The organism is Bradyrhizobium sp. BTAi1, from assembly GCF_000015165.1.
Classification (GTDB): domain Bacteria; phylum Pseudomonadota; class Alphaproteobacteria; order Rhizobiales; family Xanthobacteraceae; genus Bradyrhizobium; species Bradyrhizobium denitrificans.
In genome coordinates, this window is the sequence record NC_009485.1 from 770841 (window position 1) to 796481 (window position 25641).

21 protein-coding genes and 1 riboswitch are annotated in these 25641 nt (G+C 65.0%); of the genes, 15 read left to right on the plus strand and 6 right to left on the minus strand.

All coding sequences use genetic code 11. The annotated features are described in order from the left end of the window. Positions 1-109: 109 nt before the first annotated feature. Positions 110-1561 carry a benzoyl-CoA 2,3-epoxidase subunit BoxB gene (gene boxB / locus BBTA_RS03510; protein WP_041750301.1) on the plus strand — a complete coding sequence of 484 codons (1452 nt, stop codon included), beginning with the start codon at positions 110-112 and terminating at the stop codon, positions 1559-1561. A gap of 86 nt (positions 1562-1647) precedes the next feature. Here the strand turns inward: boxB and BBTA_RS03515 are convergent, their stop codons facing one another. After that, the gene (locus tag BBTA_RS03515) at positions 1648-2457 is read right to left on the minus strand and encodes an SDR family oxidoreductase (protein ID WP_012041067.1); all 810 of its coding nucleotides are present in this window, start codon (positions 2455-2457) and stop codon (positions 1648-1650) included. Between the two features lie 109 nt (positions 2458-2566). Continuing rightward, the gene (locus tag BBTA_RS03520) at positions 2567-3625 is read right to left on the minus strand and encodes a polysaccharide deacetylase family protein (protein WP_012041068.1); all 1059 of its coding nucleotides are present in this window, start codon (positions 3623-3625) and stop codon (positions 2567-2569) included. A gap of 165 nt (positions 3626-3790) precedes the next feature. Here BBTA_RS03520 and BBTA_RS03525 point away from each other — a divergent pair, with 165 nt between their 5' ends. The 4 genes from BBTA_RS03525 (at position 3791) to BBTA_RS03540 (ending at position 8372) form a co-directional block, all read left to right on the plus strand. Beyond that, the gene (locus BBTA_RS03525; protein WP_012041069.1) at positions 3791-5185 is read left to right on the plus strand and encodes an OmpA family protein; all 1395 of its coding nucleotides are present in this window, start codon (positions 3791-3793) and stop codon (positions 5183-5185) included. 4 nt (positions 5186-5189) lie between these two features. Next, positions 5190-5495, plus strand: a complete 306-nt coding sequence (locus BBTA_RS03530) for a hypothetical protein (RefSeq protein ID WP_012041070.1) — start codon at positions 5190-5192, stop codon at positions 5493-5495. Positions 5496-5979: 484 nt separating this feature from the next. After that, on the plus strand, positions 5980-7035 hold the full coding sequence (locus BBTA_RS03535; RefSeq protein ID WP_012041071.1) for a lysylphosphatidylglycerol synthase domain-containing protein: 1056 nt from the start codon (positions 5980-5982) through the stop codon (positions 7033-7035). A 29-nt stretch (positions 7036-7064) separates the two neighbouring features. Then, entirely contained in the window at positions 7065-8372 is a 1308-nt protein-coding gene (locus tag BBTA_RS03540) for an ATP-binding protein (protein WP_012041072.1), read from the plus strand. A gap of 127 nt (positions 8373-8499) precedes the next feature. Here the strand turns inward: BBTA_RS03540 and BBTA_RS03545 are convergent, their stop codons facing one another. Then, positions 8500-9015, minus strand: coding sequence for a GcrA family cell cycle regulator (locus tag BBTA_RS03545; protein ID WP_012041073.1), 516 nt, complete (start codon positions 9013-9015; stop codon positions 8500-8502). 472 nt (positions 9016-9487) lie between these two features. On the opposite strand from BBTA_RS03545, the gene BBTA_RS03550 reads away from it, so the two are divergent. The 5 genes from BBTA_RS03550 (at position 9488) to BBTA_RS38030 (ending at position 14063) form a co-directional block, all read left to right on the plus strand. Beyond that, positions 9488-10699 carry an aspartate aminotransferase family protein gene (locus BBTA_RS03550; protein WP_012041074.1) on the plus strand — a complete coding sequence of 404 codons (1212 nt, stop codon included), beginning with the start codon at positions 9488-9490 and terminating at the stop codon, positions 10697-10699. 8 nt (positions 10700-10707) lie between these two features. Next, entirely contained in the window at positions 10708-11634 is a 927-nt protein-coding gene (gene argF / locus BBTA_RS03555) for an ornithine carbamoyltransferase (protein WP_012041075.1), read from the plus strand. 334 nt (positions 11635-11968) lie between these two features. Further along, complete coding sequence (locus BBTA_RS03560) at positions 11969-12964, plus strand: Hsp33 family molecular chaperone (protein WP_012041076.1); 996 nt, start codon at positions 11969-11971, stop codon at positions 12962-12964. 189 nt (positions 12965-13153) lie between these two features. Then, a complete protein-coding gene (locus BBTA_RS03565) occupies positions 13154-13531 on the plus strand; it encodes a hypothetical protein (RefSeq protein ID WP_012041077.1) in 378 nt (125 codons plus the stop codon). Between the two features lie 136 nt (positions 13532-13667). Beyond that, the gene (locus BBTA_RS38030) at positions 13668-14063 is read left to right on the plus strand and encodes a hypothetical protein (RefSeq protein ID WP_049795292.1); all 396 of its coding nucleotides are present in this window, start codon (positions 13668-13670) and stop codon (positions 14061-14063) included. A gap of 148 nt (positions 14064-14211) precedes the next feature. On the opposite strand, the gene apaG is transcribed toward BBTA_RS38030, so the two are convergent. Next, positions 14212-14607: a Co2+/Mg2+ efflux protein ApaG gene (apaG, locus tag BBTA_RS03575; protein WP_012041079.1), complete on the minus strand. Its 396-nt coding sequence runs from the start codon at positions 14605-14607 to the stop codon at positions 14212-14214. A gap of 369 nt (positions 14608-14976) precedes the next feature. Here apaG and BBTA_RS03580 point away from each other — a divergent pair, with 369 nt between their 5' ends. Genes BBTA_RS03580 through BBTA_RS03590 form a run of 3 tightly spaced genes read left to right on the plus strand, consistent with a single transcriptional unit; the run spans position 14977 to position 18154 of the window. Beyond that, positions 14977-16242: an OpgC domain-containing protein gene (locus BBTA_RS03580; RefSeq protein WP_012041080.1), complete on the plus strand. Its 1266-nt coding sequence runs from the start codon at positions 14977-14979 to the stop codon at positions 16240-16242. Further along, positions 16242-17000, plus strand: a complete 759-nt coding sequence (locus BBTA_RS03585; protein WP_012041081.1) for a hypothetical protein — start codon at positions 16242-16244, stop codon at positions 16998-17000. Before BBTA_RS03580 ends, BBTA_RS03585 begins: the two co-directional genes overlap by 1 nt. Positions 17001-17014: 14 nt before the next feature. Next, positions 17015-18154 (plus strand): GDSL-type esterase/lipase family protein, encoded by a 1140-nt coding sequence (locus BBTA_RS03590; protein ID WP_012041082.1) that lies wholly within the window; start codon positions 17015-17017, stop codon positions 18152-18154. An 81-nt stretch (positions 18155-18235) separates the two neighbouring features. Here the strand turns inward: BBTA_RS03590 and BBTA_RS03595 are convergent, their stop codons facing one another. Continuing rightward, positions 18236-19444, minus strand: a complete 1209-nt coding sequence (locus BBTA_RS03595) for an O-succinylhomoserine sulfhydrylase (RefSeq protein WP_012041083.1) — start codon at positions 19442-19444, stop codon at positions 18236-18238. Between the two features lie 76 nt (positions 19445-19520). After that, a riboswitch (SAM riboswitch) is annotated at positions 19521-19600 on the minus strand. 112 nt (positions 19601-19712) lie between these two features. Here BBTA_RS03595 and BBTA_RS03600 point away from each other — a divergent pair. Beyond that, positions 19713-20819 (plus strand): 2'-deoxycytidine 5'-triphosphate deaminase, encoded by a 1107-nt coding sequence (locus BBTA_RS03600; protein ID WP_012041084.1) that lies wholly within the window; start codon positions 19713-19715, stop codon positions 20817-20819. A gap of 68 nt (positions 20820-20887) precedes the next feature. On the opposite strand, the gene BBTA_RS38035 is transcribed toward BBTA_RS03600, so the two are convergent. Beyond that, positions 20888-23905 carry a S8 family serine peptidase gene (locus BBTA_RS38035; RefSeq protein ID WP_168167860.1) on the minus strand — a complete coding sequence of 1006 codons (3018 nt, stop codon included), beginning with the start codon at positions 23903-23905 and terminating at the stop codon, positions 20888-20890. A 274-nt stretch (positions 23906-24179) separates the two neighbouring features. Here BBTA_RS38035 and BBTA_RS03610 point away from each other — a divergent pair, with 274 nt between their 5' ends. Then, positions 24180-25637, plus strand: a complete 1458-nt coding sequence (locus tag BBTA_RS03610) for an MATE family efflux transporter (protein WP_012041086.1) — start codon at positions 24180-24182, stop codon at positions 25635-25637. Positions 25638-25641: the final 4 nt, after the last annotated feature.

Below are 25641 nucleotides of genomic sequence, written 5' to 3' on the forward strand. Positions count from 1 at the left end.
GAGAAGAGCGAATAGGGAGTAGCGAATAGGGAATGGGGGTGTTGCGAAGCGGGCCGTTGCTCCATTCGCTACTCGCCATTCGCTATTCGCCCCGCCAGGGAGCACGGCGATGAATATGAATATCATGAACGTCGACTACAGCACCAAGATCCCCAACAACGTGAATTTGGCCGAGGACCGTCAGGTCCTCAAGGCGCTGGAGGGCTGGCATCCCGGCTATGTCGACTGGTGGAACGATATGGGCCCGGAGGGTTTCCAGCAGTCGCTGGTTTACTTGCGCACGGCCTATTCGGTTGATCCGCGCGGCTGGGCGAAGTTCGACTATGTCAAGATGCCCGATTATCGCTGGGGCATTCTGCTTGCGCCGCAGGAAGAGAACCGCAAGATCCCGTTCGGCGAGCATTATGGCGAGCCGGCCTGGCAGGAGGTCCCCGGTGAATATCGCGCGCTGATGCGCCGCCTGATCGTGATCCAGGGCGACACCGAGCCGGCCTCGGTCGAACAGCAGCGCCATCTCGGCAAGACTGCGCCGTCGCTCTACGACATGCGCAATCTGTTCCAGGTCAATGTCGAGGAGGGCCGTCACCTTTGGGCGATGGTCTATCTGCTGCAGAAATATTTCGGCCGCGACGGCCGCGAGGAGGCCGACGAGCTGTTGCGCCGCCGCTCGGGTGACGCGGACAGCCCGCGGATGCTCGGCGCCTTCAACGAGAAGACGCCGGACTGGCTGTCCTTCTTCATGTTCACCTACTTCACGGATCGCGACGGCAAGATGCAGTTGCACTCGCTCGCGCAGTCCGGCTTCGATCCGCTGTCGCGCACCTGCCGCTTCATGCTCACCGAAGAGGCGCACCACATGTTCGTCGGCGAGACCGGTGTCGGCCGCGTCATCCAGCGCACGGTCGACGCAATGCGCGCCGCCGGCATCGATGATCCCACCGACATCGCACGCGTGCGCGCGCTCGGCGTCATCGATCTGCCGACCATCCAGAAGAAGCTGAACCTGCACTACACGCTGTCGCTGGATCTGTTCGGCTCGGAGGTTTCGACCAACGCCGCGAACGCCTTCAATGCCGGCATCAAGGGGCGCTATCACGAGACCCAGATCCAGGACGATCACCAGCTCAAGAACTCGACCTATCCGGTCCTGAAGTTCGTCGATGGCGAGATCAAGCTGGTCGACGAGCCGGCGCTGACCGCGCTCAATATGCGCCTGCGCGATGACTATTCGCAGGACTGCATCAAGGGGCTGCTGCGCTGGAACAAGATCATCACCACCGCCGGCTACGACTTCCAGCTCAAGCTGCCGCACGTCGCCTTCCACCGCGCCATCGGCGAGTTCAAGGACGTGCATGCGACGCCCGACGGCATCCTGATCGACGAGGGCACGTGGGCCAAGCGCAAGGGCGACTGGTTGCCCTCGACCGATGACGGCGCCTACATCACCTCGCTGATGAGGCCCGTCACCGAGATCGGCGAATACGCCTCCTGGATCGCCCCGCCGAAGGTCGGCATCGACAACAAGCCGGGCGATTTCGAATACGTGAAGATCGAGACCTGATGAGGTGCGAATAGGGAGTGGCGAGTAGCGAATAGGGATATGACCTAATCGCTAATCGCTAATCGCTAATCGCTAATCGCCCTCTTTCAACTATCCCAGCCCGCACCCGGAATGCCCGGGTTCGCGTAGACGATGCCGCCGTCGACTGCGATCGTATTCCCCACCACGTAGTCGCCCGCGCGCGAAGCGAGGAAGATCGCGGTGCCGGCCATGTCCTCGTCGGTGCCGATGCGCCCCGCCGGAACGCGCTTGGCGACCTCGTCCTCATGGTCGCGCGCGGCCTTGTTCATGTCCGACTTGAACGGTCCTGGCGCGATCGCGGTCACCACGATGTGGTCGTGGATCAGCTTCGCCGCCATGCGCCGCGTCAGATGGATCAGCCCCGACTTGCTGGCCGCGTAGGAATAGGTCTCCAGCGGATTGACGAAGATGCCGTCGATCGAGGCGATGTTGATGACCTTCGCCGGACGCTCCGCGCTCGCGGCTGCACGCAAGGGCGCTGCCAGCGCCTTGGTCAGGAAGAACGGCGTCTTGACGTTGAGGTTCATCACCTTGTCCCAGCCGCTCTCCGGGAATTCGTCGAAATCCGCGCCCCAGGCCGCGCCCGCATTGTTGACCAGGATGTCGAGCTTCGGCTCGCGCTGCTTGATCTCCGCCGCCAGCCTATCGATGCCGGCCATCGTCGAGATGTCGATCGGAAGCGCGATGCATTCGCCGCCATATTCGGCCGTCAGCTGCTTGGCCGTCTCCTCGCACGGGCCGGCCTTGCGCGCGGTGATGTAGACCCGCGCAGCGCCCTGCGCGAGCAGGCCGGCTGCGATCATCTTGCCGATGCCGCGCGAGCCGCCGGTGACGAGCGCGATGCGCCCATCGAGTGAGAACAGGTTCTTGAGCATGGTGCCTCCCTTTCTTTATCGGCTGCGCTTGTGGAGGCTGCCTGTCACCACTGTCAAGTGAGACGCAGTCGCGAGAAGACGGGCGCGGTCGTGCTGAACGCTGGACGGTCTAAGCCGCGTCGATGCGGCGGAAGCCGTTCCACATCGCGGTGGCGGCGCCGGAGGTGAGCACCGGCAGCACGCGGGGGTCCTGGTAGTGGCCGTTCAGCGACACGCGCGACAGCGCCGTGAGGTGATCGGCACTCTCCGGGAAGATCATGCCTGGACGGGTCGTCACAGCGGTCTTGTAGCCGCTCGCCGCGGCGAGCACGAATTCGCGCGGCCCGGCCGCCGCGCGGTCGCCATAGGGATAGGCCATGTGCAGCACCGGCCGCTGCAATTCGGCCTCGATCCGCGCGCGGCTCTCGGTGATTTCGCTGCGGGCCATCTCCTCGGTCTGCTTGGCGAGGCTGCAATGGCTCACGGTGTGCGCGCCGATCTCGATGAGCGGCTCGGCGGACAGCGCGCGCAGCTCGTCCCAGGACAGGCAGAGCTCGCGGCAAATCGCCGCTTCGTCGATGCCGTGCTCGGCGCACAGCGCGCTGATCTCGCGCCGGATGTCATGCTCGCTCGGCAGCGAGCGCAGCCAATCGTGCAGGCGCTGGAACGTCGCGCACTTGGCGCTCTGGGTGGACGCGTCGAGCCGGAGCCGCAGGCCACCGATCTCGACCTCGATCTGCTGCGCCTTGGCCACCAGGCGTTCCAATGCGACCCACCAGAGCCGTCCGACACCGGCCGCGAAATCGCTGGTCACATAGATCGTGAAAGGGGCGCCGAAAGCGCGCATGACCGGCAGTGCGAAATCGCGGTTGTCGCGATAGCCGTCGTCGAAGGTGAAGCAGGCGAACCGGCGCGAGAAATCCTGCGAGACGAGGCGCCGGTGCAGCTCGTCGAGCGTGACGATGTCGATCTCATGGTCGCGCAGATGCGACAGCATCTGGCCCAGGAACTCGGGCGTGACTTCGAGATGACAGTTCGGCTGGAATTCTGCCGTGCGGCGGGGCCGCACATGATGCAGCGTGTAGATCGCGCCCACGCCGGAGAAAATCGGGCGCAACCAGACATGCGCGCCGCTGAGATACAGCGCTTCCAGGCCGGCGCGAATAAAACTTTTGCGAAATCGCCTCATCTGAAATAAGCGGCCCGGTGGGTGGTCGGGACAACGTTACCGACAAACCGCTGAAGAAAACCTTAGCCGCGGCCTTACAGGATACCGGAAATCTCGTCTCATTTCGGTTTGACAGGCATGCAAGGGTTTGTTTTCTCTCTGCTTCCTCGATGCGACGGATGACGAATGCGCGGACTTTTCAGGTGGAGCGGCAAATGGTGGCCCGGCGTCATCCCGCTTGTCGTGCTTTGGGGCTTCGCGGCCTGGACCAGCACCGTTCCCCTGGAAAATGATCTCGCCGGCCGCAGTTCAGCCGCACTGAAGGGCTCCGTGCTCGACAAGACCAGCATCACGGTCGACGGCCGCGACGTGGCGCTGCGTGCCAATGCATTCTCGGAGGCCGGTCGCCGTGACGCGGTGGCGGCCGTCGATGCCGTGCCCGGCGTGCGCCTCGTCAATGACGAGACCCGGCTGGTGCCGGAAGCCAAGCCCTTCGTGTGGTCGGTCGAACGCGATGTCGTCCGCGTCACCCTGGGCGGCAATGCGCCGCTGCCGGCGCTCAAGGGCAAGCTGGTGGAGGCGACGCGCTCCGCACTGCAGGGCGGTGAGGTCGCGGATCAGATGAGCCTGGCGCGCGGCGCGCCGCCGCATTTCGAGGACGCCGCGCTGCTGCTGATCGGCCAGATCGGCCGGCTGAAGGACGGCAAGTTCACGATCTCCGATGGCGAGGTGTCGCTGACGGGCATGGCGCGCGAGCTCGGCGGCCGCGAGGCCATCGCGGCGGCGCTGGCCAAGCTGCCGGACGGCTTCAAGGTCGCCAGCAATGAGGTCAAGGCGCCGCCCTACATCTTCCAGGCCTATAAGGACCCGGTGGCGGTCACGGTGACCTTGTCGGGCAATGTGCCCGACGAGAACATCCATGCTGTCGTGGTCGGCTCGTCGTCGCGCAAATTCTTCAGCGAGAAGGTCGTCGACAATCTCAAGAACAGCGTCGGTGCGCCGGCGAATTTCGTGAATGCGGTGGTGCCGGCGCTTGGCGCGCTGTCGCGGCTGTCGACCGGCACGCTGGTCGTGTCGGATCGCGACATCAAGATCTCCGGCGATGCGCTGTACGATGCGGCCGCGGGGCAGATCCGCACCGGGCTCGCCAAGGACGTGCCGCAGGGCTGGCAGGTGAAGGCCGACATCACCGTCAAGCCCGCTGCGGCCCCGGTCGATCCGACGGTGTGCCAGCAGCTGTTCGCCGACCTGCTCGGCAAGGCCCGGATCCGCTTCGAGACCGGCCGCAGCGATCTCGATCGCGACTCCACCGGTCTGTTGGACCGCCTGGTCGAGATCGCGATGCGCTGTCCCGCGGCCAATGTCGAGATCGCCGGCCATACCGATGCCGAAGGCGACGCGGCGGCCAATCAGGCGCTGTCGGAAAAGCGCGCCCAGGCGGTGGTGGATTATCTCGTCAAGGCGGGGCTGCCGGCCGAGCGTTTCACGGCGGTCGGCTATGGCAGCGCCCAGCCGGTCGCCTCCAACGACACCGGCGACGGCCGGGCGCAGAACCGGCGCATCGAATTCCTGGTGAGGTGACGACATGGCCTATCTTGTTGCCTTCCACTGGGGCTGGCTGGCCGGCGCCTTCGCCATCGGGCTCGCCATGGGGTGGGTGGCCGTGGTGCATCGGGCTCCCGGCGTGTCGCGCCCGGTCATGCTGCTGCTGTCGGCGCTCGCGGCCATCCTGGTCGGTGCCGCCGTGGCCTGCCTGATCCCCGGCCGGGCCGGCTACTGGCTCGAGCTGCTGCTGCTGCTGTTCGTGCCCTATCTGGTCGGCTGCGCCATCGGCACCTGGCTGCGCGCCCTGGTCGTGGTCCGCAGCATGCGGACCAAATCCGCTGCCTGAGCCCCTCGGGACGGCAAATCCCCTCCGTCCGGCCGCCGCGGGACGTGCGACCATTCTCCGGCGAGGCGTCGCGCCCCGGCTCGCGCTGCGCCGCGTCATCGCGGGCGCAAGGCCGACGGTGCTCTGCAGACACGAAGGTTTGACGACGTCCGAGCCTGTCAAAGCGGCAGCGGACGCTTATCGTCTGATCATGGCCATCCCCGTCCCCCCGGAAAGCCCGGAGAGCGGTGCTCCTCACCGAAGTTTAACCGGGGATCCGCAAGTTGGTCGGCGCCGCAGCTTCGCCGCATGTGCGGCAAAACGGTGCATCGCATTTCCGCGAAGCCTGCTAAGTATAGCCATGCGGTGGTTTCGGTTCACATGGCCCGTGTTCCCCAATGCGTCGAAACGCGCTACCAGGGCGTTGTATGCGCAGGTGATGCGGCGGCTTTCGGGCCCCGTGCCGAGCCCAGTCATCGTGATGTTGTCACGGTTAGAGGTGTAGATGCTTGAAGCCATACGCGGAGCGGCCACGTTTCTGCGCGAGAAGCAAGTCCTGCACAAGCTCGGTGTGCTGATCAGCATCGCCGTCATCGCGATTGCCTGCTACGTCCTCTATCACATGCTGCGCGGCATCGACACTTACGAGGTGCTCGAGGCCATCAAGAGCACGGAGCCGCATCAGATCGCGCTGGCCGCGCTGTTCGTCGCGGCCGGCTATTTCACGTTGACATTCTACGATCTGTTCGCGGTGCGCACGATCGGCCACGACCATGTGCCGTACCGCGTCAATGCGCTCGCCGCGTTCACCAGCTATTCGATCGGCCACAATGTCGGCGCCAGCGTCTTCACCGGCGGCGCGGTGCGCTACCGCATCTATTCGGCGCATGGGCTGAACGCGATCGATGTCGCCAAGATCTGCTTTCTCGCCGGCCTCACCTTCTGGCTCGGCAATGCGGCCGTGCTCGGCCTCGGCATCAGCTACCATCCGGAGGCGGCGGCCTCGATCGACCAGCTGCCGCCCTGGGTCAACCGGCTGGCGGCCATCGCCATCCTGGTCGGGCTGATGGGCTATGTCGCCTGGGTCTGGACCAAGCCGCGCGTCGTCGGTCGCGGGCCCTGGACCGTGGTGCTGCCGGGCGGCCCCTTGACCCTGCTGCAGATCGCGATCGGCATTGTCGATCTCGGCTTCTGCGCGCTCGCGATGTATGTGCTGGTGCCGGACGAGCCCAATCTCGGCTTCGTCGTGGTCGCGGTCATCTTCGTCTCCGCGACATTGCTCGGTTTCGCCAGCCATTCGCCCGGCGGGCTCGGCGTGTTCGACGCCGCGATGCTGGTCGGGCTCTGGCAGATGGACCGTGAGGAGCTGCTGGCCGGAATGCTGCTGTTCCGGATGCTGTATTATTTGGCGCCCTTCCTCATTTCTGTAATCTTGCTGACGTTTCGGGAGGTCATCATCAGCGCGAGGTCGAAGCGGTTGCGTCAGGCGGCGCTCAGCCTCGATCCGAGCCCCCCGCCCGAAGCCGCTTATGTGAGGAAGCGCAGCGATTCCGGAGCCTGAAAGCAACAATGGGAGACGAGTAGGACGCGATGGCTCTTGACTCTCCCTCGGACGCTCCCCCGACATTCTTCGCCCCTTGGCCGGACCGGCTGCGCCATTCCGCGATCATCTTGCTCGCGGCCGCGCTGGCCCTGACCGGGCTGGTGCTGCTCGACGAGCTGTTGCCGTTCCGGGCGCTGGCGGTATTCCTATGCATTGCGGGGGCGGCCCTGGTGCCGTGGCGGCTGCACAGCGCCGTGGCCAAACGCGAGGAGGAGCGCCACGCCAACCCGGTCGAGGCCGCCGCGGTCAGCGCCGTGGTGGCCGGCATCCCGGTGCCGGCCGTGCTGCTCGACCGCGCCGGACGCGTCATCCATCTCAATGCGGCGGCGGCGCAACTCGCGCCCGCCTTGCGCAAGGGCGAGCTGGCCCAATTCGCGCTGCGTACGCCCGAGATCATCACCGCGCTGCGCGAGGCGATTGCTTCGACCGAGCTGAGGCGCGCCACCTATCACGATCACGTGCCGGTCGATCGCTGGACGGAGCTGATCATCACCCCCGTCCCGGTGCCCACGGCGTTTGGCGGCACCGACAAATGCATGCTGATGACGTTCCACGATCTGACGCCGCTGCGGCGGGTCGAGGAGATGCGCGCCGATTTCGTCGCCAATGCCAGCCACGAGCTGCGCACGCCGCTCGCGGCGCTGTCCGGCTTCATCGATACGCTGCAGGGGCCGGCCAAGGATGATGCCAAGGCGCGCGAGCGTTTCCTCGGCATCATGCATACCCAGGCCACCCGCATGGCGCGGCTGATCGACGACCTCCTGTCGCTGTCGCGGGTGGAGCTGTCGGCGCATGTTCAGCCCCACACCATGGTCGACATGGTCGCCATCATTCGCCAGGTCACCGATGGGCTCGAGCCGCTGGCGCGCGAGCGGCAGGTGGAGATCGAGACCAGCCTGCCGGACGCGCCGGTGACGATCGCCGGCGATCGCGAGGAGCTGCTGCGCGTGTTCGAGAACCTGATCGAGAACGCGCTGAAATATGGCGCCTCGGGGGGGCGCGTGATCGTGTCCCTGGAGCAGGCGGTGTCCGGCGAAGGGACGCCGGAAATCCGGGTCAAGGTCCGCGATTTCGGCCCGGGCATCGCGCCTGAGCATCTGCCGCGCCTGACCGAGCGGTTCTATCGCGTCGATGTCGGTGACAGTCGCGCGCAGGGCGGCACCGGGCTCGGCCTGTCGCTGGTGAAACACATTCTCAACCGCCATCGCGGCCGGCTGCTGATCGAAAGCGTTCCGCGCAAGGGCGCTGCCTTCACGGCGTGCTTCCCGCAGTCGAAGCCCGCGCGAGCGGCGTAGTCCACCGAGGCGCGCCCAGCCGGCGTGTGCCGGGTCGATCCTCATCGGCCATTGTGAATTGAGGCCGGGGAGGTGAAGCGCGTGGGGCGATGCGGATCCAACCTCATCGCCCGTGCGTGCCGGGCTCTCAGCGTGGGCTTGACTTCGCCGGCTGGCGGCGACGATCGGCCGCGGGCTGATAGGCGACGCGCGAGTGCTGCGCGCAATAGGGCAGGCCGGCCAGCGCCTTGCCGCCGCAGAAGAAGAAATCCGGGCTCGACGGATCGCCGACCGGCCAATGGCAGGTGGCCTCGTTGAGCTCCAGCAGCGACAGCCGCTGGTTCATCGGCACGACGTTGTCGAATGCAACTGGATCGGGCTCTGCCTCGACCTCGAAAACCTGAGCGAGCGCGGTGTTGCCGCGTGCCACCGGACGCGCCACCCGCATCATCGGTTGAGCCGGACGGGCCGCCTTGCGCTGGCGCGGGGCTGCAGTCGCCGGGCTCTTGGCGCGGCCTGACAGACCCAGCCGGTGCACCTTGCCGATCACGGCGTTGCGCGTCACGTTTCCGAGTTCCGCGGCGATCTGGCTGGCCGAAAGCCCGGCTTCCCAGAGTTTTTTCAGTTGCTCGACGCGATCGTCGGACCAGGTCAGTACCGTCATCGAACCTTTCCCTTCGCGTTGCGCCGGCCAATTCTGGGACGGCGCTGCGATATCTGTCTCAAGAAAATCCCTGACGGCAGAATCCCTTATCCCTCGCCGGGAGCGCGTGAAGCACCCGGACGTTACGCGAACAAAGAACTTCTAGAGGGATCGGAACTGCCGCACGAGATGTCGTACTCGACGCTGAAAACGCTACAATATGGCGTGACTCCCGCGCAAGAGTCGGAGGCCACAGTCCACACATTCCGTGGTTCCCTGTGATCCGTCTTGAGCTGTGTCATGCATCCGCAATGTCACGGTCACCATGGCGCGGATCAGCTGACGCGTAGTTGACTCCAAGCGCCGCCCGCATACAATAGGTGCACGTGCCGCCTTGAAAAGGCGGCACATTTTGTTTTCCAGGGTGGGGTCCCTGATGCGATGGCGCCGCAGGGCGCGTGTCTCGGCCAGCCCGTCAGCTCATGTGATTGTCATGACCAGTGTTGCCGCTACGCATCTGCTCCCCGTATTCGCCCGGGTCGATCTTGCTTTCGAGCGTGGCGAGGGCGCGTGGTTGATCGCGACCAATGGCGATCGCTACCTCGACTTCACCTCCGGCGTCGCTGTCAATTCGCTTGGCCATGCGCATCCGCATCTGGTGAAGGCGCTGCAGGAGCAGGCGACCAAGCTCTGGCACATGTCCAACCTGTTCAAGAGCCCCGACGGCGAACGACTTGCAGCACGGCTGTGTGAACAGAGCTTTGCCGACTACGTGTTCTTCGCCAATTCCGGCGCCGAGGCGATGGAAGGCGCGATCAAGATCACGCGCAAATATCACGCCGCCAAGGGGCATCCCGAGCGTTATCGTATCATCACCTTCGAGGGTGCGTTTCATGGCCGGACGCTGGCGACGCTCGCCGCCACCGGTTCCGCGAAATATCTCGAAGGCTTCGGTCCGCCGATGGATGGCTTCGATCAGGTTCCGCTCGGAGACCTCGAGGCCGTGAAGAAGGCGATTGGTCCGCACACCGCGGGCATCCTGATCGAGCCGGTGCAGGGCGAGGGCGGCGTGCGCACGGCGCCGCTGTCCTTCTACAAGGCGCTGCGCCAGCTCTGCGACGATCACGGCCTCCTGCTCGTTGTCGACGAGGTACAGACCGGCATGGGGCGCACCGGCGACCTGTTCGCGCATCGTTGGCTCGGTGTCACGCCTGATGTGATGTCGCTGGCCAAGGCGCTCGGCGGCGGTTTTCCGATTGGCGCGGTGCTGGCAACGGCCGAGGCAGCCTCGGGCATGACGCCGGGTTCGCACGGCTCGACCTTCGGCGGCAACCCGCTGGCGGTGGCCGCAGCCAATGCCGTGCTCGATGTGATGCTGGCGCCCGGCTTCTTCGAGCATGTCCGCAGAATGTCGCTGCTGTTGAAGCAGAAGCTCGCCGCCGTGGTCGATCGTCATCCCGACATCATCTCCGAGATCCGCGGCGAGGGCCTGCTGATCGGCGTCAAGGCGGTGGTGCCGTCCGGTGATCTGGTCGCGGCCTTGCGCGAGCAGAAGCTACTCACCGTCGGCGCCGGCGACAATGTGGTGCGCTTCCTGCCGCCCTTGATCGTGAGCGAAGCTGAAATCGAACAGTCGGTCGAGATGCTCGATCGCGCCTGCGCGGCGCTGTCGGGCGGTCCTGCGAAGCAGGCGGCCGCATCATGAGCAAGACCATGGCCAATACGCCGCGTCACTTCCTCGATCTCACCGAGATGCCGGTCGAGGAGCTGCGCAACATGCTGGCGCTGTCCAGCCGGATGAAGAAGACGCTGAAGGCCAACGAGCCCGCGAAGAAGCCGCTCGAGGGCAAGGTGCTGGCGATGATCTTCGACAAGCCCTCGACGCGCACCCGCGTGTCGTTCGATGTCGGCATGCGCCAGCTCGGCGGCGAGGCGATCATGCTGACCGGCACCGAGATGCAGCTCGGTCGCGGCGAGACCATCGCCGACACCGCGCGGGTGTTGTCGCGCTATGTCGATGCGATCATGATCCGCATCCTCAGCCATGAGGCGCTGCTCGAGCTGGCTGCGCACGCCACCGTGCCGGTCATCAACGGCCTGACGCGGCGCTCGCATCCCTGCCAGGTGATGGCCGACGTGATGACCTTCGAGGAACATCGCGGCTCGATCGAGGGGCGCACCGTCGCCTGGACCGGCGACGACAACAACGTGCTGGCCTCCTGGGCGCACGCCGCCGAGCGCTTCAAGTTTCGCCTCAACGTCGCCACGCCGCCGCAGCTGTCGCCGGGCAAGCCGATGAAGGATTTCATTCGCGCCACCAAGGCCGACATCCATCTCGGCCACGACCCGGAGGCGGCGGTGACCGGCGCCGACTGTGTCGTCACCGACACCTGGGTGTCGATGGGCGACAAGGACGGCGAGCACCGACATAATCTGCTGAAGCCCTATCAGGTCAATTCCAAGCTGATGTCGTTGGCCAAGCCTGAAGCGATCTTCATGCACTGCCTGCCCGCGCATCGCGGCGAGGAGGTCACCGACGAGGTGATCGACGGCCCGCAGTCCGTCGTCTTCGATGAAGCCGAAAACCGCCTGCACGCGCAGAAGGGCATTCTGGCCTGGTGCTTCGGCGAACGGGCGTAGGGTGCTGATCATAGCGTGCTAGTGGCGTGAGAAGCGAGCAGCCGCGAATGCGGGTGAGGGGTTGCCCCGAGCGCAGGCCTGAGTTTGCGGCACGAACCCCTCACCCGCGCGAGCTTGGAGCTTCTGCCGGTGTAGCCCTCTCCCACAGGGGGGAGAGGACGCAGTCATGAGCGCCGTGTTGGGGCTGATCGATCGCATTTGCCAATCGAGCAGTTCAATGTTGGTTCGAGAGACGTTGCGGCATACTCGGTGCACCCTCTACCTACGGAGCCCGCCATATGCGCTAGTTCCACAACCCCCTTCACTTTGCCCGCATCATCCCCAAATACGCCCGATGACATCCAATTCCCCCGACAACGACATCCATCTCGATACCGGCCGGGCACCCTCGGCCGTGCCGGTCGACGACGCCGTGCTGCCGTTCGAAGTGTCCGCCCTCGATCTGCGTGGGCGCCTCACCCGCATGGGGCCGGCGCTCGACGACATCCTCACCAAGCACGCCTATCCGGCGCCGGTCGGCAAGCTGCTCGGCGAGGCCATCGTGCTGACGACCCTGCTCGGCTCGTCGCTGAAATTCGACGGCCGCTTCATCCTGCAGACCCAGACCGACGGGCCGGTGTCGTTCCTGGTGGTCGACTTCCAGGCGCCCGACCGCCTGCGCGCCTATGCGCGCTACGACCAGGCGCGCCTCTCGGAGGCGAAGGACTCCGGCGCACTGCTCGGCAAGGGCCATCTGGCGATGACCATCGACCAGGGGCCCGACATGAGCCGCTACCAGGGCCTCGTCGCGCTCACCGGCGGCAGCCTGGAGGAGGCCGCGCATGAATATTTCCTGCGCTCCGAGCAGATCCCGACCCGTGTGCGCCTCGCCGTCGGCGAGGAGTGGAGCGGCGGCAAGCTGCGCTGGCGCGCCGGCGGTCTGTTGACGCAGTTTTTGCCGCAGGCGCCCGAGCGTCTGCGTCAGGCCGATCTGCATCCCGGCGATGCGCCCGAGGGCACCGAACTGCACGCTGTCGAGGAGGACGAGGCCTGGGTCGAGGGCCAGTCGCTGGTTGCCACCGTCGAGGATGTCGAACTGATCGATCCGGCGCTGTCCGGCGAGCGTCTGCTCTATCGCCTGTTCCACGAGCGCGGCGTCCGCGTGTTCGACCTCGTGCCGCTGCAGGCACGCTGCTCGTGCTCGCGCGATGCCGTGGCCAACATGCTGAAGAGCTTCTCCGCGCAGGACCGCGCCGACATGGTCAAGGACGACAAGGTCGTCGTTACCTGCGAGTTCTGCTCCTCGGTCTATCAGTTCACCCCGCATGAAGCGGGCGTGACGGAGAACTAACATGCGGCCCGGATGCGGCGGGCGCGGCGCTTGACCCAATGCTTCCGACGCAACGGGGCCCTCTGTCTATGCGATATGCGCGAGGGTCCCTCGTTCGCGCGCATCGCGCGGCATTGAAACGGCTCTCGACGCACTCAACCTCTGCGGCTAAGTTCGGCCGGGGAATGGCGTGCCGGGGGCTATCACAGAATGCGCATCTTGTTGGTCGTGGTCGGGCTGCTGCTGTCCGCAGTGGCGGCGCATGCCGAGAGGGTCATCCCATCCGGCAAGCAACTGATCCTGTTCAACGCGACGTCGGTCAATCCCGATTGCAGCGCGCTCGGCAATGTCGAGGTTCGCGTCGCGCAGGGACCTGAGCACGGCAAGGTGTCGATCCGCAGGACCCGGGTGTTTCCGAACTACGCGGCGGTCAATCTGCGGAGCGCGTGCAACGCGCGCCGGGTGGCCGGCGTGCTCGTGACCTACGTGTCGCAGCGCGGTTATGTCGGCGACGATCTCGTTGTCATCGAGGTGTTCTTTCCGAACGGCCGCGCCCAGCGCACCACCATCGCCATTCGCGTCGTCTGAGCAGTCAGCCGCTCTGATAGCCTCGAACGTCGCGGATCGTTCGTCGTTCGCACGCGATCTCACATCGTCCGAACACCCTCGACGGACGCAACCTCCGCGGCTAAGTTCCACGCGAAAGTCAGTGCGGGGGATTTGAATGCGTGTGGTGTTGGTCGTGATGGGTCTGCTCGTGTCCGGTCTGCTCGCGTCGCCGGGCGCAGCGCAAGCCGCCACGAAGTTCGTCCTGTCGGGCAGGCCGGTGATCCTGTATCAGGCCGGCGCTACCAACCCGGATTGCACCGCCGCCGGCGAGGTCGTGCTGCGCGTGATCCAGGAGCCCGAGCATGGCAAGGTCACTATCCGCCGCGCCGGATTCTATCCAACCTTCCCCGACCACAATGTGCGCAGCGCCTGCAATCGCCGCCGTGTGCCCGGCGTGCAGGCCGTCTACGTCTCCCAACGCGGCTATACAGGGATGGACATGGTCGTGATCGAGGCGTTCTGGCCGGCCGGCCGCGCCGTACGCTTCACCGCGCCGATCCGCGTGATGTGAAGCGTCCCGCCCGCGCCGGACAGAGCTCGTGAATTCGTCATCGTCGGTGTGCAATCCGCCGCGGCGCGCCATCAATCTGCCCGTCGCGCTGATCTGGAAAACGCGGGGGCGCACGATCGGGCGTTAACTGAACCGGATCCCGCTGCGGCTAGTTCAGCACCCTCTTGCCGCCATCCGGACTGTCGAGCGAAAACGCCGGCACCGCGATATCGAATTGCTCGCCGCTCGCGCTCTCCATCTGGTAGGAGCCGGCCATGAAGCCGGACGCGGTGGTGAGCGGAACGCCGGAGGTGTATTCGAAGCGCTCGCCGGGCGCGAGCACTGGCTGCTCGCCGACCACGCCCTCGCCGCGGACCTCCTGCTGCCGGCCGACCCCGTCGGTGATGATCCAGTGCCGGCTGCGCAGCTTCACCGTGTCCTCGCCGGTGTTGGTGATGACGACGGTATAGGACCAGAACCAGCGGCCATCCGCGACCGAGGATTTCTCGGGCAGAAAGTTCGGTTCGACGGTCACTTCGATCTGGCGAGTCACGGCGCGGTACATGAATGCATTGTAGCGGAAACTTGCCGGGGAACCAATCCGGGGCCCACCCAGCTTTCAACACAGTTCCAGATTATGGCACCAGAATCGCGGACTCCGCCGTTCGCGCACGCCGGTCCTTGGTCGGGACCGGAGACCGTGACGTCCGGCGCAGGTTGTATGGGGTGGCGAAGCGATCGGGTTGTGCGTCACGCGGTCGCCATCAGAACCGGAACCGGATCTTGAATTGACGCCCCCGGGCCAGGCCCCGGCGTCGATCAAAAACCGGGGCACGGCCGAGCTGATAAGTCCTTCATCGCTTGCGCAAAAATTGCGCAGCCCTACATTCCCTCTGCCGTGCCTCCCGGGCGGGCAGCCTTGACGTGGTGCCTGATGACGTCGATTGCCGATCGCATTGCCGGACCGTCCGTCCCCGGAGCCGCTGCCCCGCCTGCGCCGGCAGAGACGGCTGCGCCCGCGAGCGTCGCGGCCCCCGCGATCACCTTCCCGGCGGTCGGCGAGCGCGAGCTGCGGCTGGACCTGTTTCGCGGGCTGGCCCTGTGGCTGATCTTCATCGACCATCTGCCGCCGAACCTGCTGACCTGGTTCACGATCCGCAATTACGGCTTCTCCGACGCCACCGAGATCTTCATCTTCATCTCCGGCTACACCGCGGCCTTCGTATATGGGCGGGCGATGCAGGATGCCGGCTTCATCGTCGCCACCGCGCGCATCCTGCGCCGGGTCTGGCAGATCTACGTCGCCCACGTCTTCCTGTTCACGATCTTCCTCGCCGAGATCTCCTACGTCGCGACCAGCTTCGAGAACCCGCTCTACACCGAAGAGATGGGGATCATGGACTTCCTGAAGCAGCCGGACGTGACGATCGTCCAGGCGCTGATCCTGCGCTTCCGTCCGGTCAATATGGACGTGTTGCCGCTCTACATCGTGCTGATGCTGTTCTTGCCGCTGATCCTGTGGCTGATGCGCTGGCGCCCTGACGTGACGCTCGGGCTATCGGTCGTGCTCTACGCGGTCACCTGGGAATTCGATCTCTATCTTTCGGCCTATCCGAACGGCTTCTGGGCCTTCAATCCGTTTGCGTGGCAGCTGCTGTTCGTGTTCGGCGCGTGGTGTGCGCTGGGCGGTGCCAAGCGTATGTCACGCATCCTGAACTCCCCGGTCACGCTCGGCATCTGCGTCGCCTATCTGGTGGCGGCGTTCTTCGTCACGCTGACCTGGTACATCCCGCAGCTCGGCCATCTGATGCCACGGCGAATCGAGCAATGGATGTATCCGATCGACAAAACAGACCTTGACGTGTTGCGTTTTGCCCATTTCCTCGCACTCGCAGCGCTCACCGTCCATTATCTGCCCAAGGATTGGCCGCCGCTGAAGTCGCGCTGGCTGCGTCCGTTGATTGTTTGTGGGCAACACTCGCTGGAGATCTTCTGTCTCGGCGTGTTTCTGGCGTTTGCCGGACACTTCGTACTTGCCGAAGTGTCCGGCGGCGCCATGATGCACGCCTTGATCAGTCTGAGTGGCATTCTCGCCATGTGGGGAGTTGCCTCGCTGATTTCGTGGTACAAGCGTGAGGCCGATAAGGGTGCGGCGCGGAAGGGTGCGCGCAGCAACGCTGATATGGCGGGAGGGGGCTGATGAAGTCCGTCTCGTGGTTAAGGTTTGGTGTCGCGGCGCTGGCGATCTCGCTGGCCGGAGTCGCGCGGGCCGAAGATGCGCCGCAAAACTGCGAGGTGCCGGCCTACCTGCTGACGACCGAGAGCCCACTCTCAAAAGTTGCAGATGCCGTGAAGAATGGCCGTCCGCTTGATATTCTGGTGGTGGGGAGCCGCTCATCCGCCATTGTCAGCGCCTCCGACGCCAATGCGTACCCCGCCCGGCTGCAGGCGGCCCTGAAAGAGAGGCTGCCGTCCGTCCCCGTCAATATCAGCGTCGAGCTGCAGCCGAAGAAAACAGCAGAGGAAACGGCTGCCAATTTTGTTAAACTGGTGGAAGGAAAAAGGCCTAATTTGGTCATCTGGCAAACCGGTACGGTCGACGCCATGCGGTCCATCGATCCTGATGAGTTTCGTCAGGCAGTCAATGACGGTGTCGCGACGCTGCAGAATGCGGGGGCTGATGTCATCTTGATGAACCTGCAATACAGCCCGCGCACGGAGACCTTGATCTCCGTGCCGCCCTATATCGACAACATGCGGGTGGTGGCGCAGCAGCGCGACATTCCGCTGTTCGATCGCTTTGCCATCATGCGGCAATGGAACGAGCAGGGCGATTTCGACCTGTTCAATCCGACGCACGGGATCGAGCTGGCCAAGCAGGTTCACGACTGTCTCGGCCGGGCGCTGTCGAAGTTCATCATCGACGCGGCTCATCTCGGGCCGGCACAGCAGAACTAGGATCCGTCTTGTTCATGACTTCCCCCTGTAAAGACCGCGTATCCGGACATTGGAAGACGCTGTCCGCCGTCGTCGCTACGGTGCTCGCGCTCTCGATGAGCGCGCAACTGGCGCGTGCCGACGGCGCTGCCCCGCCTGCGCCTGACGCAGAGACCGTTTCGATCGGTGAGCTCCGGCCGACCATCGGCCACATCACGCTGGCCCAGGCCGGCAGCCAGGGATCCGGCCAGATCGCCGCGGTGCGCCCGTCGGCCGCCGCTCAGCCATCGTCGCCGCCGACCCAGCCCGCGACGCCGGAGATCAGCGCGCCGGGCACGCCCGCTCAGCCTGTCGCGGCCACGCAACCCGCGTCGCAGCAGAGGAGCATCACCGATCGGGCGATCGACAAGGTCAAGCAGGTCGCGAAGTCGGCGACCGACATCTTCAACCGCGTGCCGTGCCTGCCGCCGAAGGGTGTGGCCAAGAAGAACTTCATCTCGCTGCCGCACGTGGCCAACAAGCTGGCTTCGGGACTGCCGGTCGTCATCGTCGCGTTCGGTTCGTCCTCCACGCAGGGCTATGGTGCGAGTGCGCCGGACTACACCTATCCGAACCGGCTCGCGGCGCAATTGCGCCGTCAATATCCGATGGCCGACATCAGCGTCATCAACGCCGGCGTCGGCGGCGAGGACGCGCCGGAGATGATGAAGCGGCTCGAGACGTCGGTGATCGATCATCATCCCGATCTCGTGATCTGGCAGGTCGGGACCAATGCCGTGCTGCGCGATCTCGATCCGGCCGAAACCGCAAAGCTGGTCGAGGATGGCGTCGCCAAGCTTCAGGCGGCGGCCTCCGACGTCGTGCTGGTCGATCTGCAATATTCGCCGCGCGTCAATGAGCGTTCCGAGAATGCCAGCCGCATGAACAAGCTGCTCGGCCGCATTGCCGAGCTGCATCACGCCGGCATCTTCCCGCGCTTCGAGGTGATGCGCGACTGGCACGAGCGCCAGGCGATCCCGATCAATGAGTTCGTGATCTCGGACGGCCTGCACATGAGCGATTGGGGCTATGCCTGCTTCGCCCAGCTGCTTGGCGACGACATCATCCGTTCGGTCGGTCAGGTCAAGCTCGGCGTCAACGCCCCGGCCAATGTGCCGACCTACCGGCCGATGTGATGAGCGGCGAATAGGGAATCGCGAGTAGCGAATAGGGAAGAGGTCCTATCCTGCTCTTCGCTACTCCCTATTCGCCATTCGCTACGCCGCCCCCAGGGCGGCGTCGAGATCCGCGATCAGGTCGTCTGCATGTTCGAGGCCTGCGGAGAAGCGGATGAAGCCTTCGCTGATGCCGAGTTCGGCGCGCGCCTCCGGCGACAGCCGCTGATGCGTCGTCGTCGCGGGATGCGTGACCAGCGTCTTGGAGTCGCCGAGATTGTTGGAGATGCGCGCGAGCTTGAGGCCGTTAAGCGTGCGGAACGCGCCGGCCTTGCCGCCCTTGACCTCGAAGCCGACCAGGGTCGAGCCGGCGCGCATCTGCTTCCTGACGGTCGCGGCCTGCGGATGGTCCTCGCGGCCCGGATAGATCAGCCGCGAGATCTTCGGATGCGTCGCGAGAAAATCCGCAACCTTCGCCGCGTTCTCGGTCTGCGCGCGAACGCGGACGGCCAGCGTCTCCAGGCCCTTGAGCAGCACCCAGGCGTTAAAGGGCGAGATCGACGGGCCGGTCTGGCGCATGAAATTGTGGATGTGTTCGGCGATGAAGGCCTCCGACGACAGGATCACGCCGCCCAGGCAGCGGCCCTGACCGTCGATATGCTTGGTCGCGGAGTACACGACGACATCGGCGCCGAGCGCGAGCGGGCTCTGCCAGATCGGCGTTGCGAACACATTGTCGACGATCAGCCGCGCGCCGTGGGCATGCGCGATCTCGGCGATCGCCGGAATGTCCATCACGTCGAGCGTCGGATTGGTCGGGCTCTCCAGGAAGAACGATTTCGTGTTCGGCCGGACCGCCTTCTGCCACTGGTCGAGATCGAGCCCGTCGACCAGCGTCGACTCGATGCCGTAGCGCGGCAGCAGGTCCTCGACGACGTAGCGGCAGGAGCCGAACAGCGCCTTCGCGGCAACGACGTGGTCGCCGGCGCGCAGCGGGGCCAGGATCGCGGTGGTCACTGCAGCCATGCCGGTGGCCGCGGAACGGCAGGCCTCGGCGCCTTCGAGCTCGATCATGCGGCGCTCGAACATCGCCGTGGTCGGGTTGGAAAAGCGCGAATAGATGAAGCCGGGATCCTCGCCCTTGAAGCGCGCCTCGCATTCCTCGGCGGTGGCGTAGACGAAACCTTGCGTCAGGTAGAGCGCCTCGGCGGTCTCGCCGAATTCGGAACGCAAGCTGCCGGAATGCACCAGCCGGGTTTCGGGGCGATATTGGGCGAACGACGCGGGCGCCTTCGCGGGGGACTTCGACATGTGACCTCCATCGTGACCGCCGCCTCCGGCGACGGGCACAAAAAAACCGGCCTGGGATAACTCCTCACGGCCGGGATCACATTCGTCCCCGGCCTGTTTAGCGACTTATTTAACGTGGCTGCAAGCCGGCCGGCTCAAATCACCACGGGATAAGTGCTGCTCTTAGTCGTAACCGACCTTTCCGTCAAGCCAGCCATCGGATAACCGGTAAAAAGACCCTATATAGGCTCGATAAGCCGCCGTTCCGGCGCCTGCAAAGGATCAGGTCTTGCCGTTTTCGCTCCCTCCCGACGCCCATGGCATCCTGCCCGATCGCATGATCGTGGCGATGACAGAGGCCGGCCTGATCATCCCCGAATATGATTTCGTCGAGAGCCAGATCCAGCCGGCGAGCCTGGACCTGCGGCTCGGCGACGTCGCCTACCGGGTGCGCGCGAGCTTTTTGCCGGGGCCGGGATCGACGGTGGCCGAACGCATCGACGAGCTGAAGCTGCATGAGTTCGCGCTCGCGGATGGCGCGGTGCTGGAGACCAACTGCGTCTACATCGTGCCGCTGCTGGAGAGCCTGGCGCTGCCGAAGGATATCGTGGCTGCGGCCAATCCGAAGAGCTCGACCGGCCGCCTCGACGTGTTCACCCGCGTGATCGCCGACGGCACCCGCCGCTTCGACATGATCGGCGCCGGCTATCATGGCCCGCTTTATGCCGAGATCAGTCCCAAGACGTTTCCCGTCTTGTTGCGCGAAGGCTCCCGCCTGTCCCAGGTCCGCTTCCGCTACCGCGACGCGGTGCTGACGGAGGCGGAGCTGAACGCGCTGCATCGGGCCGAGCGGCTGGTCGATCGCGATGATGCCGATCTCGCCGGCGGCGTGGCGCTGTCGGTCGATCTGTCGGGCGCCAATGCCAATGGCTATGTCGGCTATCGCGCCAAGCGTCATACCGGCGTGGTCGATGTCGACCGCCGTGGCGGCTATGCGGTCGAGGAGTTCTGGGAGCCGATCAAGGCGCGGCCCGATGGCAGCCTGATCCTCGATCCCGGCGAGTTCTACATCCTGGCCTCCAAAGAGGCCGTCCAGGTGCCGCCGGACTACGCCGCGGAAATGGTGCCGTTCGATCCGCTGGTGGGCGAGTTTCGCGTGCATTATGCCGGCTTCTTCGACCCCGGCTTCGGCTATGCCGGTGCGGGCGGGCAGGGCGCGCGCGCCGTGCTCGAGGTGCGCTCGCGCGAGGTGCCGTTCATTCTCGAGCACGGCCAGATCGTCGGCCGTCTCGTCTATGAGAAGATGCTGGCGCGCCCGGATGCGATGTATGGCAGTCGCATCGGCTCGAACTACCAGGCCCAGGGGCTCAAGCTCTCCAAGCATTTCCGCAGCTGAAGATCGTCCTCTTGGTCAAGAGCACGCCCGGCGCCATTGACGCCGGGCTGTGCTGTCGGCTCTCTGCCTCAGACGATATGCAGCTGCGACTGATGTGCCAGCAGCGCCGCGACCGAAACGTGATCGAGCGTCAACGTGTCGTGCGCCGCGTCCGCAATCACGGCGTTGCCGTGGCCATCGTCATGGATCGCGGCCAGCAGAGCCTGCTGGCTTGCGAACAGGCCCGGGCTGAATGCGATCGTATTGCGCGCCGGATCGAAGTCGGTGATGCGGATATCCCCGAAATGCGAGGCGAAGACGAACGCATCATGCCCGGCGTCGAATCGCACCAACGGATCGCCGACGCTTGCGGTGGCCGACGCCGTGCCTGCGCCCGCCACGCTGATCGTGGCTCCACCCTTGCCGTCGCCAGCGAAGTGGAAGCGGTCCAGCGTGTGCAGCCCATCATAGCTCGCCGAGGCGCTCAATGTCAGGCTATGGCCGTCATAGCTTGCGGGCGCCTTGTCCCGCCAGCCGGTCGACCAGACCACGGCTGCATTGAGGTTCAGTGGCACGCCGATGACGCCATCATGGTTGAGATCCTGATGGAAGGCCAGCTCCGCCGTCTCGAGCTCGGCGCTCGTGCCGGCCACTTTCTCGAACGGCTTGCTGACGAGATTGCCGAGCGGGTCGACGGTCCAGACGCTGTAGAGTTCAGACCCTTGTAGCTTCCACGCGACCTGATAGCCGTTCGCTGTCGCTTCGGCGCCGATCGGAACCCAGCCTTGCTGTAGCCCGGCGATGACCGGTTTGCCGTTGGATTTCAGCTCGATGCTGCCCCATCCTCCGATCTGAGTGATGAAGTAGTTGATGCCGTGCTGCGACAGGCTGGTGTTGCCGCTGAACTCTATCAGCACGTCGGCATAGGCTTTGGCGGCGGCGACCGCGGGGTCGACGCGGACCAGGCCGGCGCCGGCCTTATCCGTGTCCTTCATCTCCAGCGCGGTCTGCTGCATGACGTCCGACACTGCGAAGGGCGTCAGTTGAGAGTTTGCCGCCAGCATCAGCGCGGCGAGTGCTGCGACCGTCGGTGTCGCGGCCGAGGTGCCGTAGAAGTCGCTGAGCGGCCCTGTCACAGTGGTCGCGATATTGTCGACGCCCGAGACAGTCACCGGATGGAGCTGAATGGGAAATGGCAGCCGGTTGCCGTGATCATCGAAGAGAAGCTGGGTGCCCTGGCCTGACGACGAGAACCGCTCATTGACGAGCTCGCTTCCGAACGGCGGCGTATTGGCGCTGTTGACGGCGCCCACCGAGATCGCGCCCGGCACCATGGAATGGCCGTAGACGGTTCCGATGTTGGAATATTGCAGCGTGGCGTAGTGGCGGCCGTTGTGAGCCGCTACCTCCCTGATGATGCCCGGATCGACGTCGGAGGCGTTGTCGATCACCACCTGGTAGGTGCCCGGCTTGTCGAAAAAGTACTCAGTCCATGGATCGTTGGGAACGCCGAAGCGAATATGATTGGTCGTTCCCTGCCACTTGCCGTCCTGGAAAACATGGATCTGCAGGTTGGCCTTCGCCTGCCCGTAAGCCTCGTCCCACCACAGCAGGAGCGGCGTCTCGCTCCCTGGCTTGGGATCGACGGTGATATTCTGAACAATGCTGCCATTGAAGCTCATGGCGTTCTTGAACGTCATGCCGCCGTATGCACCCGATACGCCTTTCCAGGCACCTTGATAGCCGGCGCCGTCATTGTTCCCGGCAAGGGTCACGTATGTCACGCCCTTCGCGACGACCTCCTGAATCGCCTTGGCGATCGGGCCGTTCTGGAACATCGGCTCGTGATAGTAGAAGATGTCGTCGCAGATGACCTTGCACCCGGCATCCGCGAGCTTGCGGATTCCGTCCGCGAAGTCCTGCTCGCTCCCAGGTGAGCTGTAGAAGGCGAGGCTCGCGCCCGGCGCGATCGTATGCACGATCTGCAGCATCGCGCGGCCCTCGTCGATTCCGGACGTCCCCTCCTTGAGGATCTCGACCGACGATGGCAGCGCGCCGCTCGCTTTGTCAGCATCGGCACCTTTCAGGAAATCGAAGCTGTCCGACAGCAGGCCGATCTTGATTCCCTTTCCGTCCCCGCTGGCCGCAGTCTGGTCCATCGCTTGACGCAGCTGTTGAGGCGTGGCTCCGACCTTGCCGGTGGTGTCGATGGTGTCTCCGTTCGACCACGCCTGGTGCAAGAGCGATGTCTGACTTTGCGTTGCCGGCGTCGGGCTTCCGGCCGAGATTTTGGATACACTCGGAGCCGTGTCGAGGGCTGGCGCGCCGACCGTATCGGTGTGCGCGGCAACGTCGTGATGCGGCGCGACGGCAACGGCATCATGCCTATTTGCGGGTGCTTCCCTTTCAGCGGCGAAGAAGGTCCAGTTGTCGGTGAAGGGGGCAAGGATTGAGATGCCTGACGTTTCGCCGGCCTTAGCCGTGGTGCTGGGGATGGGGCCGGCAAGGGCGTCCATCAAGGCGGTGAGCGGAGAAGACGTCTCGCCCGAAGACGCAGCCAGCGCGCTGACGGACCATCCGGGACCATAGTTGCCCGCGCTCTGCTCGAAGGCGGAGGGCAGCGTTTGATCACCGTCGTGGACGAAGGACGTGTGTTCGCGTGACGCGGTGCTCGGGAGCCGAAGGCCCCAGTGCCAAGGCGTGAGTTCAGCGCCACTGAGGTCGAGATAGGTCGAATAAAGGCCACCAGCTGCAGCCGCGCCGCTGGCGTTGCTGAGGTTGCTGGAGCTGGCCGTCAGCGCTGTGGACGCGGTTGCGGTACTTTGTAGCTCGATCAGTTGCCGCAGCGAGTCCAATCCGTCGCCCCACAGATCGAAGATCGAATCGGTCGATCGAAAGATATCGAGTTCAGCGGGCAGAAAAACATCCTTAGGTTGTATTTTTGGCGGCATGTCGGCGCTCCTCCGTAAACATTGCACGGTAGGATCATAGGGGCCGTAGGTCATTTCTGCCGAGCAAAATGTTTGAGCCTCTCCGCATAGAATTTGGTCAACAAACGTTGTGGTTGTATGAGGAGTCATTCTCCGATGCGGGTTGGTGACTGACATGCAGGACGGCGTCTTGCGCGCGTGAAGTGCGCACATAGTTGCGACATCGACTGAGAGTGCGATGCTCACGCACAAATCCGAGCGCGCCGCTATGGCATCAGGCATGCCTCGCTGCAGCGCGATATCTGCGAGAGTTGCATCGCGTGTCTGCGTCCTCGTCAGAGCCCCATGAGCGAGCTCGCGTGTGGCGCTCTGCTGCGTCGTGCTACAGACACCCTTGCTCCGGCCCCGATGACAACTCAGCTCTTCACGGCGGATCGGATTGGGAGACGAAATGTCCGAATACAGCCTCGCCGAAAGTTCGGTCGAGCGGGCCACACCGAAGCAAGCGGAACGACAGCCGCGCAGCGCGTTGTCTGACGGACCGATCCTGCGGACACTGTTGTCGTTGGCATGGCCGAACATCATTGCGAACTCGGCCGGCACCTGCGTCGTCATCGCTGAGACGTCCTATATCGGCCGGCTCGGCATCGAGGCGCTCGCCGCGATGGCGCTGGTCTTCCCCTTGGTGATCCTGACGATGACCATGTCCGGCGGCGCCATGGGCGGTGGCGTCGCTTCGGCGATCGCGCGTGCGCTCGGCGCCGGCGACACCGAGCGGGCCTCGACGCTTGCGGCGCATGCGCTGCTGATCGCGTTGTGCTTCGGTGCAACCTTCATGGTCGGGATGCTGATGTTCGGTCCCCGCCTGCTCCAAGTGCTTGGCGGCCGCGGTGCGGTGCTCGAACATGCCGCGGCCTACCTGCAGGTGTTCTTTGGTGGGGCCATCCTGCCGTGGCTGATGAACGCGATGGCGGGCATTCTGCGCGGCACTGGCAATATGAAGCTGCCATCGTTCATGATCCTGAACGCGGCGGTGTTGCAGATCGTGCTGGGTGGAACGCTGAGCCTGGGCCTCGGGCTCGGCATGCGCGGCGTCGCGGCCGGTGCGCTGCTCGCGTTCAGCGCCAGCATCTCGGTGATGGGCTGGTATCTGCTCTCGGGACGCGCCCGTGTGCGGCCGAAGCTGTACGGTCTCAAGATCAGCCGCGCGATGTTTGCCGATATCCTCAAGGTCGGCGCGATCGCCTGTTTCTCGCCGCTGCAATCGGTGCTGTCGATCGCGATCTTCACGCATATGCTGGCGACGTTCGGCACGGCCGTGCTCGCCGGCTACGGCATCGGCGCGCGCCTGGAATTCATGATGACAACCGTCGCGTTTTCGTTCGGCATGGCCTCGGTGCCGATGGTCGGCATGGCGGTCGGCGCCGAGCGGATCGCAAGGGCTCGCCGGATTGCCTGGACGGCGGCGCTCGTCTCGTTCGTCACCGTGGGGGCGCTCTCGACCGTGATCGCGATCTTTCCGCAATTGTGGGTCGACATCTTCACGCAGGACCCGAGCGCGCGGGCGGCGGGAGCGCATTATCTGAGAATCGCCGCGCCGATGTATGCCTTCATCGGTCTCGCGATCGCGCTGTATTTCGCCTCTCAGGGGGCGGCGAAGGTGATCGGCCCCGTGCTCGTGCAAACGGTGCGGCTGGTGTTCATCGCCGCGGGCGGCAGCTATCTGCTGGCGGGCGCGGCGACTGAAACGGGGTTCTTCCTGCTGGCAGCCTCCTCGATGGTGCTGCTCGGCGTGCTCACTCTCGCCAGCGTCATGCTGACGCGTTGGGGGCCGAAGCCGGTGGTCGCCGAACTGCGCCCGGCCGTCGTGGCGGCCGAGCTGAAGGGCGTTCCGCCGTCATCGCGCTGATCGG